This window comes from Ruegeria sp. SCP10 (assembly GCF_040329495.1).
Taxonomy (GTDB): Bacteria; Pseudomonadota; Alphaproteobacteria; order Rhodobacterales; family Rhodobacteraceae; genus Ruegeria.
Map to the genome: position 1 here is coordinate 1 of NZ_JBDZYF010000021.1, position 14,971 is coordinate 14,971.

The 14,971-nt window shown below is 49.1% G+C and carries 13 protein-coding genes and 3 pseudogenes; 3 read left to right on the plus strand and 13 right to left on the minus strand.

Going from position 1 to position 14,971, the window contains the following annotated elements:
• The 4 genes and pseudogenes from ABLN87_RS21195 to ABLN87_RS21210 all read right to left on the minus strand — a co-directional run.
• Nucleotides 1-158 (minus strand): annotated as a pseudogene (locus tag ABLN87_RS21195) (DDE-type integrase/transposase/recombinase); the annotation flags it as partial.
• 121 nt (nt 159-279) lie between these two features.
• Nucleotides 280-1,038, minus strand: a complete 759-nt coding sequence (istB, locus tag ABLN87_RS21200) for an IS21-like element helper ATPase IstB (protein ID WP_353014026.1) — start codon at nt 1,036-1,038, stop codon at nt 280-282.
• The gene (gene istA, locus ABLN87_RS21205; RefSeq protein WP_353014028.1) at nt 1,035-2,615 is read right to left on the minus strand and encodes an IS21 family transposase; all 1,581 of its coding nucleotides are present in this window, start codon (nt 2,613-2,615) and stop codon (nt 1,035-1,037) included. Before istA ends, istB begins: the two co-directional genes overlap by 4 nt.
• Before the next feature lie 158 nt (nt 2,616-2,773).
• Entirely contained in the window at nt 2,774-3,022 is a 249-nt protein-coding gene (locus ABLN87_RS21210; RefSeq protein ID WP_353014030.1) for a helix-turn-helix domain-containing protein, read from the minus strand.
• A 50-nt stretch (nt 3,023-3,072) separates the two neighbouring features.
• Here ABLN87_RS21210 and ABLN87_RS21215 point away from each other — a divergent pair, with 50 nt between their 5' ends.
• Complete coding sequence (locus ABLN87_RS21215) at nt 3,073-3,513, plus strand: helix-turn-helix domain-containing protein (RefSeq protein WP_353014032.1); 441 nt, start codon at nt 3,073-3,075, stop codon at nt 3,511-3,513.
• On the plus strand, nt 3,510-4,133 hold the full coding sequence (locus tag ABLN87_RS21220) for a hypothetical protein (RefSeq protein WP_353014033.1): 624 nt from the start codon (nt 3,510-3,512) through the stop codon (nt 4,131-4,133). The genes ABLN87_RS21215 and ABLN87_RS21220 overlap by 4 nt, the downstream gene beginning before the upstream one ends.
• Before the next feature lie 82 nt (nt 4,134-4,215).
• On the opposite strand, the gene ABLN87_RS21225 is transcribed toward ABLN87_RS21220, so the two are convergent.
• The 9 genes and pseudogenes from ABLN87_RS21225 to ABLN87_RS21265 form a co-directional block, all read right to left on the minus strand.
• Nucleotides 4,216-4,431 (minus strand): hypothetical protein, encoded by a 216-nt coding sequence (locus ABLN87_RS21225; RefSeq protein WP_353014034.1) that lies wholly within the window; start codon nt 4,429-4,431, stop codon nt 4,216-4,218.
• 3 nt (nt 4,432-4,434) lie between these two features.
• Nucleotides 4,435-5,925, minus strand: a complete 1,491-nt coding sequence (locus ABLN87_RS21230; RefSeq protein ID WP_353014036.1) for a hypothetical protein — start codon at nt 5,923-5,925, stop codon at nt 4,435-4,437.
• Between the two features lie 860 nt (nt 5,926-6,785).
• Nucleotides 6,786-6,968 (minus strand): annotated as a pseudogene (locus ABLN87_RS21235) (IS6 family transposase); the annotation flags it as partial.
• Nucleotides 6,969-7,032: 64 nt separating this feature from the next.
• A complete protein-coding gene (locus ABLN87_RS21240; RefSeq protein WP_353014037.1) occupies nt 7,033-9,114 on the minus strand; it encodes an FHIPEP family type III secretion protein in 2,082 nt (693 codons plus the stop codon).
• Nucleotides 9,111-9,758 (minus strand): hypothetical protein, encoded by a 648-nt coding sequence (locus ABLN87_RS21245; protein ID WP_353014039.1) that lies wholly within the window; start codon nt 9,756-9,758, stop codon nt 9,111-9,113. Before ABLN87_RS21245 ends, ABLN87_RS21240 begins: the two co-directional genes overlap by 4 nt.
• A gap of 40 nt (nt 9,759-9,798) precedes the next feature.
• Nucleotides 9,799-11,100 (minus strand): pilus assembly protein N-terminal domain-containing protein, encoded by a 1,302-nt coding sequence (locus ABLN87_RS21250; RefSeq protein WP_353014041.1) that lies wholly within the window; start codon nt 11,098-11,100, stop codon nt 9,799-9,801.
• Nucleotides 11,101-11,136: 36 nt separating this feature from the next.
• Nucleotides 11,137-11,769, minus strand: coding sequence for a hypothetical protein (locus ABLN87_RS21255; RefSeq protein ID WP_353014042.1), 633 nt, complete (start codon nt 11,767-11,769; stop codon nt 11,137-11,139).
• A 445-nt stretch (nt 11,770-12,214) separates the two neighbouring features.
• Complete coding sequence (locus ABLN87_RS21260; RefSeq protein ID WP_353014044.1) at nt 12,215-12,484, minus strand: hypothetical protein; 270 nt, start codon at nt 12,482-12,484, stop codon at nt 12,215-12,217.
• A gap of 939 nt (nt 12,485-13,423) precedes the next feature.
• The gene (locus ABLN87_RS21265) at nt 13,424-14,533 is read right to left on the minus strand and encodes a hypothetical protein (RefSeq protein WP_353014045.1); all 1,110 of its coding nucleotides are present in this window, start codon (nt 14,531-14,533) and stop codon (nt 13,424-13,426) included.
• A gap of 357 nt (nt 14,534-14,890) precedes the next feature.
• Here ABLN87_RS21265 and ABLN87_RS21270 point away from each other — a divergent pair.
• A pseudogene (locus tag ABLN87_RS21270) lies at nt 14,891-14,971 on the plus strand (IS5/IS1182 family transposase); the annotation flags it as partial.

Sequence of the window (14,971 nt, forward strand, 5' to 3'; positions counted from 1 at the left end):
GGCTGGACGAGGATATCAAGCGTATCTCCGTTCGCATCCACCACCCGCCAGAGCCAGCATTTCCGACCGTTGAGCGGAATGACAACTTCGTCCAAATGCCCTTTGTCGGCTACGGCTGGCCGGTCTCGCCTGAGGCAATTTGCGAAATGGCGACCAAATGGCGACAGTCACGAAGTTGGACGTTGTATGCCACGAGACTGGACAGTGATTTCCACCGGCTGCTGGACGTGACCACCACTGGATGATGGGCACGTCCAGCATGTGGTGATCACTTGATGATCAGGTTGCCACCGGCTCTTCCGCTTTATCCAGGCTGCCAGCTCGGAGGGACTTACCCTTCAATTCTATCTGCTCACTGGTGTGCACAAGCCGATCCATGATGGCATCGGCTGTCGCATCACCTCCGAGATAATCATGCCATTTCGCGACAGGCATTTGCGCGGCAACGATTGTACTGCGTCGGCCAACCCGGTCTTCGAGAAGATTGAGCAGATCGATCCGCGCTCCCTGCGTCAACTCCTCAAGCCCCAGATCGTCCAGGATCAAAAGATCGAGGCGTCTGAGGTTTTCGAGCTTCTTTACCCTCAGCCCATCGTGACGCGCGAGTTCCAGTTCTTCCAATAACGGGCCGACACGATGGTATCCTACCGTCAGCTCCAACGCCGCCGCGGCGTTCCCGAACGCACAAGCTGCCCAGGTTTTGCCAGTCCCTGTCAAGCCGGTGACAAGAAGATTCAAACGGCCATCCCGTATCCAGTCACACCGGAACAGGCTTGTGATACGGGGTTTTTCAAGTCCCCGAGAGGGTCTGAAGTCAAAGGCTTCGGGTCGCGCGTTGTGGCGCAGTTTAGCTGCCTTTCGGATGCGCTCGACCTTGCGCGTTCGGCGCATCAGTATTTCCTGACTCAGGAGGTGCTCCAAGCGATCTTCAAACGAAGCATCACGCCAGGATGCTCCTAACTGCTGCTGCTCAAGCGCATCTGCCATACCGCCAAGGCGGAGTGCTCGAAGGGATGCGATCGTATTGCTGATATTCATGACTGACTCCCGTCATAGCTGGTTCCGCCACGCACGTTGTCGTGGGGTACGGGTGAGGACACGATACGATCCCGTGCAGCCGTGTTTCTCAAATCAATGCCGTATTTCAGGATGTTTGCCACGCTTTCAATCGTCTGCGTTCCAACCGTGTTCGCGTATCGACAGGCCGAGGCAAACCGTTCAACGCTGTATTCACGGGAGAGCTTCCGCCCTCGCGCCATTTGCTTTAGCAATGCAGTCGGCTTGATCCGTTTGTTGTGCCGCATCGCCTCGAAGAGCTGCGCGACTTCTTCGCCAATCTCGGTTGCCCAATCGCGCAATTCTTCGAGGTTGTTATCTGCATAAGCCCGATGGCTCTCTGGCATATGGTCTCGTTCGGTAATGTTTTGGCCACTGCCCCGACCCAGTTGATGCAGCGCAATCGGGCTGACATGGTCGTCAGCGTAGATGCGAACAGTCGAAGACGTGGCTGCCAAATTGACCCGTTGACCGATGAAAGAGTGGGGAACCGAATAGTAATCGCCCTCCCAATACAGGTGATAGTCCTTTGGGACCAACAGCCCATCGCGCCACAAGGCGAACTCATATCGGTCACGGGGCAATTGCTGCATCGCGGGCGCTTCAATCGTCTCAAATACGGCTCGTCGTGAGGTCGCCAGTCGGCGGAAGGTTCTTCCATTAATCCGGTCCACCAGTCGTGTGATTTCACGGTTCATATCTGCCAACGTATAGAAGACGTGATCGCGCAAGGCTGCGATGACCCACATATTGACCATACGTACGCCGATCTCCGCCAGCGCTTTGTCCTGCGGGCGACGGATTCGAGCGGGATTAATAACAACCTGATAATGCTCTGCGAAGTCCAGATAGCTGCGATTGACGACAGCTGTTCGCCCTTTCCCACCCGGCTTTGTGACAGCTGATTTCAGATTGTCGGGGACGATTTCCAACGGCGCGCCTCCGAAGTATTCAAGTGCCCGGACATTGGCTTCAATCCAATCGGGTAGTTTTTGCGAGGAAACTGCGGTCGCAAATATGAGCTGGCTCGCACCAAGCGAAGCAACAAAAACTTCTTGCGGCATCTTTTTTCCAGTTCCGCGTTCTGTGAGGAATAGGTGCTTTCCGCTGAAGTCCACGAAGCTACGTGCCCCCGGTGGATGAACTTGGCGCATGGAGGGGCTCTTGGCTTTGCGCACAGTCCGCAATCTTCGCCCGAACGAAGACGCGGACAGCAAATCAGCGTTTGGAGCACCACGGTGGCTTTCAACGTATTCCTGATAGAGCAACGCGATTGTCACGCCCGGCTTGCCTAACGCGGCACATATCTCAAGCCAATCCGGTTCAACAAAGCTGTGAGAGCCGCCCTTGTTCCGCGCCTGCACGAGTTCTTCGATTTCAACATTGGAGAGGTTATTCAATTTCTCCAGATCAACCTGGTTCAGCTTCATCAGGTTGCGGTATTTTGCGACCGTCGTTGGGCTTATGCGCAACGCCTGTGCGCAGGATCGGTTCGACCGCAAAGGGCTCAAGATGTAACGGCAAATGTCTTTGGTTTGCAGTTTTTCAGTTTTCGGCATCAACACGTCTCCTTGCGCCGAACGCAGTGCGTCCGGCGTGTTTTGATTGACTAGAATGATGAGATGCGGCAAAATCTGAAGCGTCGGGACCAATCGACGACGTAGTTTTGCAAGGGCTCGGGCATTGCGTCCGAGCCTTTCGCATCTCGGGAATGCTCTTAGTGTTTGCTACATTCTCGGCCCTCCTCGTTATCCAGTTTGCTCAGGGCCTCAAGGGACACGCCAAGCTTGTCCGCTATCGCAGACAAGACGCGATCTGATCGGCGAACCCCCAAACAAACCTGGGACATCGTTGCAGTTGAAACGCCCAGTTCCCTACTGATTTCAGCCAGTGTGGTGCCCCGAAGACGAAGTTGGTACTTGATGTATTCTCTTCGTTGTGCAGGACTATGAATGTTCGAGGTCATCGCTTTGTCCTTCCTTTGAGGCTAACTGCCTAGCTTTATGAGCACAAAATGTGCAACTACGCACAAACGAGTCAATAGAGGCGATTGCCAGTAGATTACTGGCACTGCGGGAGGGTTTGAGATTATCCCAGCAGCAGTTTGCAGATGCACTCGGTATATCGCTTCGCGCTGCCCAAAATTACGAGCGTGGCGCGCGCAAGCTGCCAGCGGAAACTCTCATTGAGATCGCCAGGAAATTCGAGATCGATCCGTTGTGGATTATGGACGGGCCCGAAGAACGGCCTCGTTCTTTGGGACAAGTCGGATTGGACCAGCAAACGCTATCCAGAGCGATCGGAATCGTCCAGCGCGCTGTTTTGGAGACAGATGCCAACGTCGATGCAGATCAATTCGCCAACATGGTCGCAGCAGTTTACAAGTTCTACATGCACAACTCTTCCGGTGCCGGTGCTGAAGATCTTATTGCGAGTTTCGTGGCGGGCTATCGATGAAGGGTGCCGGATCAGAGAATGACAACAACGGCAACATTGTCGCTCTAAATCCGCTGAAAAGAACCCAGCGATTTGAAGACGTTTCTGTAGACTTAGACGAGCAGATGCTTGAGTTACTTAAAGCGGAAATACGCGGCGCACTAACCCCGAACGGGCAATCCGTCGATGCTGGTCGGTTGGATCTCGCTTCAGAAGACATCCAATCCATACAAAGTGAACGCTCTTTTCGCGATCGGTTCGGTTTCGTATTGGGCAAACGTGGTCGGCTGGCAGTGGTCAAGTTCATGGATGACTACGACCTGACCAGCTATGATATTCGTGCGCTTTATAGGCTGGGGAGCATGACCTGGGACGGCGCAACCCTTCGGGTGCGATATGTGTTCTGGTTCAAGTTGTTGGGAGTTTCGCAAATACTGGGACTGGCCATCATTCTGCTCCCAGCTCTTTTGATCCTCTTTCAAAGCCAAGACGCGCACTGGGTCGCCCGGCTGGGATTGGTTATCTTCACATCTGCTTTGATGTTCGGGATTTCCTGTATCTATCGATCATTCATCGCGCCGTTTAAGCGCCTGAAGCGCCGAAGCAGCCCCTATGCCGGACCTCTAAATACGGTTAGGTGAACAAGCTACAGCGTGACAGCCAGCCCCCTGCTCGGAAGCTCCCAGGATAGCCCGCCTATACAGCTTCTGGGCTGACGCGGAATTAATTCAGGCTGTTCATGAACGGTGTCAGATGAGCGATGAACGGGGCGGGATCGCCATTTTCATCGACCACCTCGATGCCGTAGAGCGTAACCGGCCTTCGCTCCGGATAGTGCGTCGGCCGCTTTGCCCATTGAAACCCATTTCCCTTGGGGAAATGGATCACTTCAAAGGCGTCAACTATCTCGCCAGGTTTGATCCCGTCGCTTTCGCTCACGGATCAACTCACCAGTCGTTTTCCGGCTTTGGCAGCCTTGCGCTGCTTGGCTTCCATTGCCTTGCGCTGTTTGCGGTTGAGCGTTCGGGTTGGCTGACGCATCCCGTCTACTGCAGCCAAAGGCTTTTGGGCGCTGGAGGAAGTGGCTTTGCGATGTTGCGGCGAAGCCTTTGAGCCATCTGGTGCAGGCAGTCGCGGGCCGATCTGTTCCCATTCGCCCGCAGCGTAAATCTCTTCTAGCGATACCTTCGAGCGCCTCAGGATATAGTCTTCGGGCTTTGGAAGCTTTTCAGAGAACGTCCAGCTCAGCGGCACCTTGGCACCGCCAGCTCCGGAACGGATATAGCCGTCTTCCGTGATTTGCGCGCCATTTGCGTTGAGAATATCCAGAACGCAATGCTGCTCGCCGTTCTCAAGAATAACGCGCGTCCCCAAACGAACCTGTCCTTGCTCCCGGATCGCAATCTGCCCGTTGGGCTGCTTGTCGCCCACCACGGCATGAACCAACCGGTCATGGATCGAGCCAACTTCACAACCAGTTGAGGCGCGGATCTGTGTCCCGTCGCTGTTCATAATCGTGCCATCGGTGCGGAGAATGTCCAACAAAGGCACATGCTGGCCTTTGAACTCACCGTCTGCGCAGAAGTAAGCGTGACCGGGCGTGACGCCCGTGCCCCAGAAATCGAGAATATGCTTGGCTGTATTAGTCATAGTCCGCGTCACGGGTTTAGGTGCGAGCCGACCCCTCTCGTCATAGGCGACAACCAGATCACCAGCACGGATCTCGTTGATCGGCTTCTCCCAAACCTTCGAGAGCACCAACTCTTCGTCATACGAACCGTCATCTCGTGGCTTAACCGATGGATCGGTCGGCCACATCTGGATAGGTGTTTGGGCGACAAAGCAATGATCTGTAGGGCGCGCTACGGGTCGAAGGGAGGTTTCCGGTGCAAGCACTGAGCCCTGAATTGCAACCTGATCAATATATACTGATGTATCGACAGCCTGAAGCGTCTCTAGGCTAGGTATTACACGGTTATGGTATGGGTCAAATGCAAGTGGTGTACCAGCTGCCGTAGCTATTTGCTGTTTATACAAATCTTCAAAGAATGACGCTTGTTCCTCGATGTTCCATTCATCAAAGGGGACATTCTCGTTCAACTTATCATTGTAGTCGTAGACTTCCCTACGACCGCCCAAAACCGAAGCTATTTGTGGGCCGATTCCATTGAAGAACGCGGTACGGCCATTTTGCGTCTGCAGAATGTGCCCGGCTTCATGAACGAAGAAGCCTTGCAAATTGAGGCTGTTGGACTGCGAGAAATCGTCTCGATAAATATTGCGGCCGACGTTGATGGTATTAAACGGTGTGAATCCACTGCCGTCGCGTGTGCCTCCATTTCTGACCCCCACAGCGGAGTAATCCAAAGAGTCACCATATACGGTGGAGAGCATATCAATTTCGCCTGGTGTAAGCGCTCTTGCGTCACCCATGATTTCAACTTCTTCTAAAGCAAAGCCAATCGGCTTGTTCCAAGTCCCAAAAACATGTGTCTAACCCCCATCTGCTTGAATATCCAAAGGATAGATCTGGCTTTCCATTCGTACTGGTGTACGTAACACCAACAGTTGTTGCACTTTCTGGCAAGGTCAGAATGTAGTTCGCGGTTGGGTTTGCCGTGGCTCGTTGAATTTTCCCTCCGCTAGGGAGGTTTCTGCCGAATACCGAGATTAAGTCACTTGGTGGTAATTTCCCGTCTTCAGCGGATTTCTGCAGGGAAGACGCGATTGGGTCTAGTTGCTCAATAGCTTCCTTTCCGATTGAACAACTGTCGGGCTGACACCCGATTCCGCATCCAGAAAGTGCTATTGCACCAAGAAGCCAAGTAGATACTACGAGAGAGGAATTGACCTTCTTCAAAAGACTATCCTTAGGTGCTTTCGGCGAAGCATCCAACATATACAGACTACGCGCAAGCTTAGATTGAGTGAGAGACCTGTCTTTGCTCCATCGTGTCGACGCTGGCAATTTCGAGGGTTGTTTTGGTTTCGAGGAGGCCGACGAACATTGTCACAAGTTCTACTAGAAAACCGCTCGCAGATAAGAAACCGAAGCTGCATTCACTAATCTATATAGTCAAGCAAATCTCTCGGAATCCAATTGGTCCTGGCGGACCAAAGCATCTTGCCACACGCCAGCTTTTTGGAGAGCGCGTGCGCCAAGATGCTGGCTCGACTATAAAACTAAACGCGTCAGATGCTCGGTTTGCCAGCATCACCAAACTGTCCAACCTTAACGACCAACGATGTCCAGTGCCAGTGACTACACATGTCCAACCTCCTGACCGTGGATAACCAAAGCGGTTGACCCATTGTCGGATCGTTTCCCGACTTACCATCACACCGCGTTCCGCGAGCAGATCTTCAACATCGGCAGCACTGAGCGCAAACTGGTGGTAGACCCAGACCGCATAGGTGATGATCTCACGCGGAAAACGAAAGCCCTTCAGGCGAGGCATCTTGGACGGCATCTTCAGGCGTCAGACCTAATCAGATCAAAACACGCGAACAGGTTGGCAGTGCCTTTGAGATGCTTGTGGTCTAATCCGGCCCTGGTTGCTCCAACGTCCCGACAAAACCCACCGGATAAATAATGGTATCAGAGCCTAATTCTTGGTAAGATATCACAGGTAACTTTAAACCCTGCTTGTTTAATATGTCAAAAATAGGCCTCCGCACGTCTTGCTGTGCTAGTAGCACTGTCTTTGGATCTCCATCTGAAACGCTCCTAGTCTGACGTTCGACTTCCTTTGCAAAATGACGTGATAGTTCAGGTTCAAGTATCACAAAGTTGTCCTCATCTGTTTGCCGCAAACCTTCCCGAATCACGTTCTCCAAAGATGGAGAAACAACAACCGCTGGTATCACCCCTTCTGATGAGAATTTTTTAACTATTTGATCCGACAAACTAATTCTAACCTTCTGGAGAAGATAATATGGGTCCACCTGTTTCGAAGAGGCCTTCAACATCGATTCTAAAATGAGCGAGAGATTCGCCAACCCGACACGCTCTTCAAGCAAAAGTTGCAGCACTGAACTAATTTGGCTAGTAGAAAGATTCTCACGTAGATCTGATACCAACGATTCGTAATTCTTCTCTGCTTGTCTTAAAAACCTGGAAGTCGCCTCGAAATCGCCAAAATACTTCATATTCTCGACGGAAACACTCACAACATCGTGCATAATGAGCGCAATTAGATCATAATAGCCTATTTCTGCTGCCTGTAGAAGGTTGACGTACTGTTCATCAACGAATGACCCTTCTTCTACACCACAATGCGTTTCAACGGGAATGCCCAGTGAACTCAGATAAGAAACATTTGCTTTTACAAACACTTTTCCTGGGTGTATGCTCGAGCTCTTCTTCAGACTCTGTTTTAAGATGATTTCATATTTATCGTTTCTACCATTCTGACCGATACTAAGTTTAAAATGATCAAAGGTAACACCCCAGTCTTTTGACAATAGATTCTCTATCGTTTGAAGATAGCTCTTAAGGACCTCTAGTGGTTCATTAACAATTTGAGTGGGAAAAACAATTTCTATGCTCTCCAATTTACCATGTCTGTCGCTTTGATCCACACAGTATTTTTCATTTTTTTTTAGAAACTCCACCCAATCACTTTCCGCTGCCAGTCTTAACCTCTCCGACGACCTAATTTTCAGGAGCACTCCACAGAACATCAGACCACCAATAAATAAGAATACTATGGTTGGAAAACCAGGGACAAAGCCGAACGCTATTATAACCAATCCAGCTGATAGCACCGTCCGCGGGTTCGAAGTAAGTTGTTCTGATATTTCAGAACCTAAGTCTGCACTTTCAGGGCTTGTAACACGTGTAACGATGGTACCTGCAGCGACTGATATCAACAATGCGGGTATTTGGGCAACAAGACCATCGCCAATCGTCATAAGAGAATACAAGGCTAAGGCTTCGGAAAAGCTCATGGCCTTCTGACCAATGCCGATCCCGATCCCGCCGATTAGATTTATCGCGGTTATTACCAACCCCGCTATCGCATCCCCCTTGACAAACTTCATAGCGCCATCCATTGCACCAAAAAGCTTTGATTCTTTTTCTAGCGCTTGACGTGCTTGCTTCGCTCCAAATTGGTCAGTTATTCCCGCGCGAACGTCAGCGTCTACAGCCATCTGTTTTCCAGGCATCCCGTCGAGGGTAAACCGAGCACCTACCTCTGCCACACGGTCGGCACCTTTTGTGATCACCAAGAATTGTACAACGGTTATTATTAAGAAAATGACCAACCCAACTACTAGGTTTCCGGAAACTACAACTTTTCCGAACGTTTCTACTATTTTTCCAGCACTTCCCTCTACCAAAATGAGGCGTGTCGTCGATACTGATATAGCCAATCTGAAAAGAGTGGTCGTCAACAGCAACGACGGAAAAGTAGAAAACTGAGCCGGGCTCTTTAGATGAAGTGACATTAAAAGGATAACAGTCGCAAAAGATATGTTTAACGCAATCATTATATCCATGACTATCGCTGGTAAAGGAATTACCATCATCAACACAATCATGAAAAAGAGAGCTACGAGAATTAGGTCCTTCTGCTGGTTAGCCCGGTGCAGAACTGAATTCAATTTTTCAAGCATCATTTATTCAACAAATTTGGTAGAACCTCAGAAAGATCGCTGTCTGGCGCATTAATAATACTACTAATACCAACCTCCGATCGCCCGCGTATCATTGCCACAGTCTTAAGCTCCGACTCTGAAAGCGATTTCAACGCTTCATCAACGATTTGAATGTAAGAATCGGGTCCGGTCACCAACAGTATTCGGTTCTTTTCATCGACATTATGTATAAATTCACGCTGAAAAACACCGAGAGTGACTAGGACTTCAATTATATGGTTACCGTTGTTAATCGAAAGAGGGAATATTCTTGTTCTAAGTGAATCGCGACTTGCCACATGAAGAATTAGCCCATCGAAGTACCAAACAAGATCCAGTTCTGACGCGATTCTGTCAATGTACTCTCTTTTAGACAGCGTCATTTTTCCTTTCGATTGAATAGTGCCGGTGATTTCGCCTTCCATTTTCAAAGTGACATTGAGATTCCTTGCGAACACTCTGAGAGCTTGTTTGACATCTTGACTGACGCTAAGTAGAGGGTAAGGCTGATCGCCATTAGGCAATAATTTGTACTCTGTTTCGCTTGTTTGAACTTGCGCGCTCCCTGTTTGAACGAAAATAGTAATAATAATACAGGAGAATAGTATCAACGAAAATACTTTCATTGCAGATTACCTTCTTTTGTAGGCAACCACTTACGGTTGACTAGTACACAAAGCCAGCGGAGCCCCTTACTTTCACTTTTTTTAGGCCGCCTTTCCCCACGAGTTTTTTCCTCAGTATATATTCTATGTTTGTTTCATTTCGCTTTAATTGAGCTGCGACAGTTGGTACATGCTCAGTATTAAGCCTAGGCGTAACGACTACCACAAGCTCTTGGTTCCTTTGGGATATCTTGTCGGTACCGAAAATAGACTGTACCGCTTTAGACACCGCGCCCTCTCTTGAATTACGTAGGGAGGCTAACGTTTCTTGCCGTGAAAGGCCTGCAATCACAAAGCTTTGTCTATCAGCCAATTCGACTACGGTTTTAAATCTACTAGCGTTAAGGTTTGGGAATTCGTTACCGTTGATTGTAGCGCTGGTAACACCGATGTTCGAGATCTTGGAATCGATTTCTAAGTTTAGTTTTCCGTTGCGTTTTCTTAACGGAGTAAAATTCAGCTCCATTCCTACAAACCTGTAGTTGATAGTAAAGCCTTGATTCCCAGCGTCGTGAGTATTGGTGAAAGTAGGTAGCGGAATTTCACCTCCCACCGAAAAGTTAGCGGTTTCGGTATCTTTTGTAGTCAAACTAGTTTCCGTAACTACGGTAGCTAAGCCATTTGATGTAAGTAGGTCTATCGTGGCATCCAACTGACTTTTGACATTCTGGTTGTATCCCAGTTGTAGAATACCTCCCGATTGTGCCCCAAGATAGAATCCATTGCTGGCAATAAGCCCATTGAAGTCAATACCGAATCGATCGACTTCTGATCTATTTACGTCCAATAGCTTTACGTCTAGCCGTACTAGCTTGGACTCGGATGTTATCAAGTTGTCGATAACGACCTCGCTTGGAACCATTGCGTTAAGTGTTTTCAAAATGTCGCTTTTAATATGCTCATTAATTACCTCTCCACTTACAAGAATACTCCCTTTCGACGACTGCAGAACAACCTCCTGATCAGGAAACCGGTTTGAAATCGCATCGTTTAATTCTGATAGATTGTGCACTACCAGGATATCCAATATTTTACTTTCGCTTCCATTGAAATCTACGGTAATAAGTGATGTGCGCCCCGGCGATTTACCATATACAAATACCGCCTCTCCGGGAGATGACTCAATATCAGCCACTGATGAATCCGCTACGAAAACGGATTCCAATGAACCAATATCTGGTAGCAAAGTACCTTGACCAGTTTCGAGCAATAGGCGTTGCTGGGCAGTTAGAGTACACGGAAAAATTAACAGGATAACAGTATAAACCACTCGAAGGAAGTTAAGATATTTGCCTACTAGCATCGGCCTACTCCTTTGGAAAAAATTTTGCAAATTGATTTAGTGACCTAAGTCCAATAACTTCATCTGCTCAGATATTATTCTTGCAGGGCACGACCTTTGGGATTCCCAATTGTGTTTTTCAAGGATGGTCTGAATTGTTGTGAATGCCTTCTGAGCAACAAAACTAGCGATTTCGGATGACTTCATCTGTGTCGAGTGTAAAACTAGGTTTTGATAGTCGTCATCAGTGTTATCAACTTGATTGATAGTCGGATCGCTCGTGGCTTCCGACGAAAGCTCAGCAGCTCGCGCAGCACGAAGTTGATCAATCGGGTCAGTGTTACCTTCCAACGCATCCGCCGACTTTGATACTGGGCCATTAGGCTCTATCCTCCGCATACTATCCTCGACGATACCTTCAGGATCGCTTGCTTCGCTTCCACTCTGTTTGTCGGCCTTTGGCCTCTTTAGGAGGCTGCTCGCCGCAATAGCCTCAGATGTATCGCTGTCTGAGGCTTCGCGTATGATTTCAGAGTGAGATGCTGCTGAATATCTCGGGGCATCTTGTTCTTTGTTTATATTCGCTGCAGAAGAAAGTGTCTGCGATTCACCGTGTAACGGCAATTTCGGAAGCGCAGTAGCAACTTCCACATCGCGGTCGTTCCCTGCTTTGGTGTCAATTTTTGCCATCCCGCTTACATCCTCGTTGGGTTTAAGTATCCTAGATTGCTACAAATTTTACAGACCTTCGGGTTATGTTTAAATAAATAGACAACATGGTACATTTAAAATTTTTCAATAGCCTCAACCTTGGCAAAACTCGGCTACGAAGTTATTGTTGCCTTAAATAATTGTATCACTATCTTGTATGATAGGCATCTACCGATGAGTTAAGCCGTGGTTGGAGTTCACATAGTAGTTAATATAGGATCTTGCTGCTGATCTTTAGCGGTGTAACCCCATATAATAAATTTTCTTTTTTGGCATACTAATTTGCAGAGTTACTGAGATCGCATCCATGTAGAGTATTTGCATTCTAAAAGAGATGTTTCGCCGTGAAATTCAGCTTCCTAGTTAAGTTGATATATTCGCCAATAGTACTTCCGTTAACTCGCTCCGAATTAGTATGGAAGTCTCAACCCAGTGACTGCATTAATCGGCTGATCAAGCTAAGTCTTGAGGTTAGTGTGCTCATTGCCATCTGCATCTCCACGTTGTCTTTGTGGCGCGCCACATTTAACTTGACCACTTTGCTTTGGTTTTTATGCATATGGGCTTCCAATTGTCGCTCAAGTTGCGACATACGTAGCCTATTTACAGAGCCCGATTTGTTTTGCGTAAGCAACGCAACCTCGGCGGCCCTTAAGCTCTCTTGAGATGGGGCGATTGAACTCAGATATTCCATTTCTTCTCCTTATCTTTCTGATGCGGCAGGTCATCCCCAAAGTTATTTTGGGGATGACGCCGACTGCCACTGACAATTATGGGGCGGCGTTCTGCCGCAATTCACCACCTTGTTCTCTGCTTTGTGCCATTCGATCGTTGAGACCTTGCCGAGCGCTTTGTTCGAGTTGGTTTGCGTTTGCCCGGCTTGTTTCACTCATTGTGGTTACAATGTTTGTTGCCGTACGTGATTGTTCAGCCGCAATGTTCATTCCCGTTTGGGCCATGATGTTTGCAGCGCTCGCTTGGTCTTGCATGACCATACTTGCGCCTGCTGCGGCTAGTGCTGCTCCTGGCATTATTTTCTCCTTTGAGGTTGGTTATCAACTTGAAGTTTCAGTTTAGAGCCAGATCGAGATATAGGATTTTAGTTCTCTATCTGGCAGATTGGAACTAGGTCACTCATGAAAACACATTAGATTGATCGATCCCGTTCCCCGGCATTAAGGATTCCGCAGACGAAACCTGAGGTGGTGAGTTAGGATCGACGCTGTTTGTCTGTGTAAACCCTGCGGGAATGTCTGCATTCGATACACCGTCGCTACATTTGGTCGAACAATTCGAGTCATTGTGGGGATTGCTAGTCGCTTGGGTCGCTTGCCCTTCGTCTGGAAGACCGATCGCCTCGGCGAGTAGCTTTATGAACTCTCGCTTTTCTTCCTCATTAAGCGGACTGCTTTCAATGGTTTCGAGAACTTCGGGTCCGATAGCTTTGGCTTCGGGAACTTCTCGCGGCATCTCTGACATAGGTCGCGAACTAAAATTCTCCATTTGCGATGTGGGCATTGTATTTCCTTTCGTGGATATGGTCGCTGATAGGAAGAGTTTATTACGAGTTTCCTATCAACGATCGGTTTCAGAGTTAGGTTTCAGTAGAGGTTGTTCGTATTCACTATGTTTGTCAGTGAAACGAAGTTACGGTGTGTTCGCCCAATAGCTCACGAGACCAATCATCTACGCCATCATGCTTCAGACCTTCAGGGCGTTCATCTACAGCCAGCTTCCGCAGTTTTTCCAGCGATGTTTCCTCTGTATCCGGCGCCATACCAACGTCTTCGCGAATATTGTCAAACAATTGATCCGCAAGTTCGTTAATTTCACCGGCATTCTCAGCAGTTGCCGGGCTTTGAGATACCGCAATGGGGTTTTTGTCTTCTGCTATATTAAGGTCTTTCCGCAGATCGTCTTCAAACTCTTGAAGTTCGCGGTCTATGGCGTCGGAAACAGCCTGGTCTTCTGCCGTAAGCGATTCATTACTGCCACTTGGTGGTAGGCCAAGATCTTCTCGAAGATCGTTTCCGAAATCAGACATTGCCTCGTCGATCAAATCAGATGCAGTGTTGCTACCTTGTTCTGGCCGGCCTAGATCCCCATCAAGTCCAGCTGAATTTCGCGCTGTGTTAAAGAAGTCATCCAGCACATCTTCAAAGTTTTCTCCTCCTGATTGCCCTGGCACCTCCTCGGTACCTGCGTCTTGGTGCCCCTGCGAAGCCACATTTTCCGGTGCAGTTTCAGCCTTTTCATCACCGCATCCACAGGCGTCATTACCACCTTTCCCCTGAATCCCGTCGAGCAGGCTTTGCAACATTTGACCACCTGGTGTATTGCCAAGCAAACCTCCTGCAGCGTTGCCTGTACCACTCAAAAGCCCGGAAAATACATTATTGTTGCCGCCACCAAGAGCGCCGCTGAGCAAACCGCCACCAAGAGCGCCGCCAAGAGCGCCGCCGAGCAAACCCCCCAGGAGCCCGTCGTTCATGGGGCTTGCTTTACCTTGGCCGGAATTTTCTCTGCCGCCCGCGTTTTGGGGAGTCACGCTAGCTGCGTTCGATGCAATACCTGGCATTGTTCCTTCGGGGCCATTGCCTTGAGGAGCCCCGAAGCTGGAACCTTGACCGTGAAGCGGGTCGCCGAATGCTCCGGGACCCATAGCACGCATAGACTTATCTGATCCGTTAACCAAATATTTGTCCATGAACTCAAACATTCTATCAGCGGATTTTTCACCCATTTGTCGAGTGGCTCTCATTTCCTCCAACACAGCAGGATCAGTTTTCGGAGTATTGGAGCCTCCCCCCCCCCCTAGCCCCAGCGCGTTACCGACGGCGCCGATGGCGTTGTTAATAATACTAAAGGGCATTTTGTATCCTTTCGATTTCAGTTCTTGTTAACCGCCGCTAAGACAGCAATAGAAGCGAAGGTTGTATCCGCTCGTTCCTTGACATTCGGACTTTATTCTAAAAAGGGACATTTAATTTCACTAATGAAGTGCACTTCCGCAATTTGTAACTTGAGTATCCCACTAGGCTCTGTACCCATTGATTTTCGCTTAGCGGCCTGATTCACGGCTCAAAAACGAGCGGTGAACATGTCTGATCTTTTCTGGCTGACGGAGGCGCAAATGGCGCGTCTGGAGCCCTTCTTCCCGAAATCCCATGGCAAGCCACGG

Excerpts from the sequence above, each read along its gene's own strand:
- ABLN87_RS21255 (WP_353014042.1), bottom strand. The coding sequence starts at position 11,769 with ATGGCAAAAATTGACACCAAAGCAGGGAACGACCGCGATGTGGAAGTT.
- ABLN87_RS21245 (WP_353014039.1), bottom strand. The coding sequence starts at position 9,758 with ATGAAAGTATTTTCGTTGATACTATTCTCCTGTATTATTATTACTATT.
- istB (WP_353014026.1), bottom strand. The coding sequence starts at position 1,038 with ATGAATATCAGCAATACGATCGCATCCCTTCGAGCACTCCGCCTTGGC.
- ABLN87_RS21210 (WP_353014030.1), bottom strand. The coding sequence starts at position 3,022 with ATGACCTCGAACATTCATAGTCCTGCACAACGAAGAGAATACATCAAG.
- ABLN87_RS21260 (WP_353014044.1), bottom strand. The coding sequence starts at position 12,484 with ATGGAATATCTGAGTTCAATCGCCCCATCTCAAGAGAGCTTAAGGGCC.
- ABLN87_RS21250 (WP_353014041.1), bottom strand. The coding sequence starts at position 11,100 with ATGCTAGTAGGCAAATATCTTAACTTCCTTCGAGTGGTTTATACTGTT.
- ABLN87_RS21265 (WP_353014045.1), bottom strand. The coding sequence starts at position 14,533 with ATGGGTGAAAAATCCGCTGATAGAATGTTTGAGTTCATGGACAAATAT.
- ABLN87_RS21220 (WP_353014033.1), top strand. The coding sequence starts at position 3,510 with ATGAAGGGTGCCGGATCAGAGAATGACAACAACGGCAACATTGTCGCT.
- ABLN87_RS21230 (WP_353014036.1), bottom strand. The coding sequence starts at position 5,925 with ATGGGTGACGCAAGAGCGCTTACACCAGGCGAAATTGATATGCTCTCC.
- ABLN87_RS21240 (WP_353014037.1), bottom strand. The coding sequence starts at position 9,114 with ATGATGCTTGAAAAATTGAATTCAGTTCTGCACCGGGCTAACCAGCAG.
- istA (WP_353014028.1), bottom strand. The coding sequence starts at position 2,615 with ATGCCGAAAACTGAAAAACTGCAAACCAAAGACATTTGCCGTTACATC.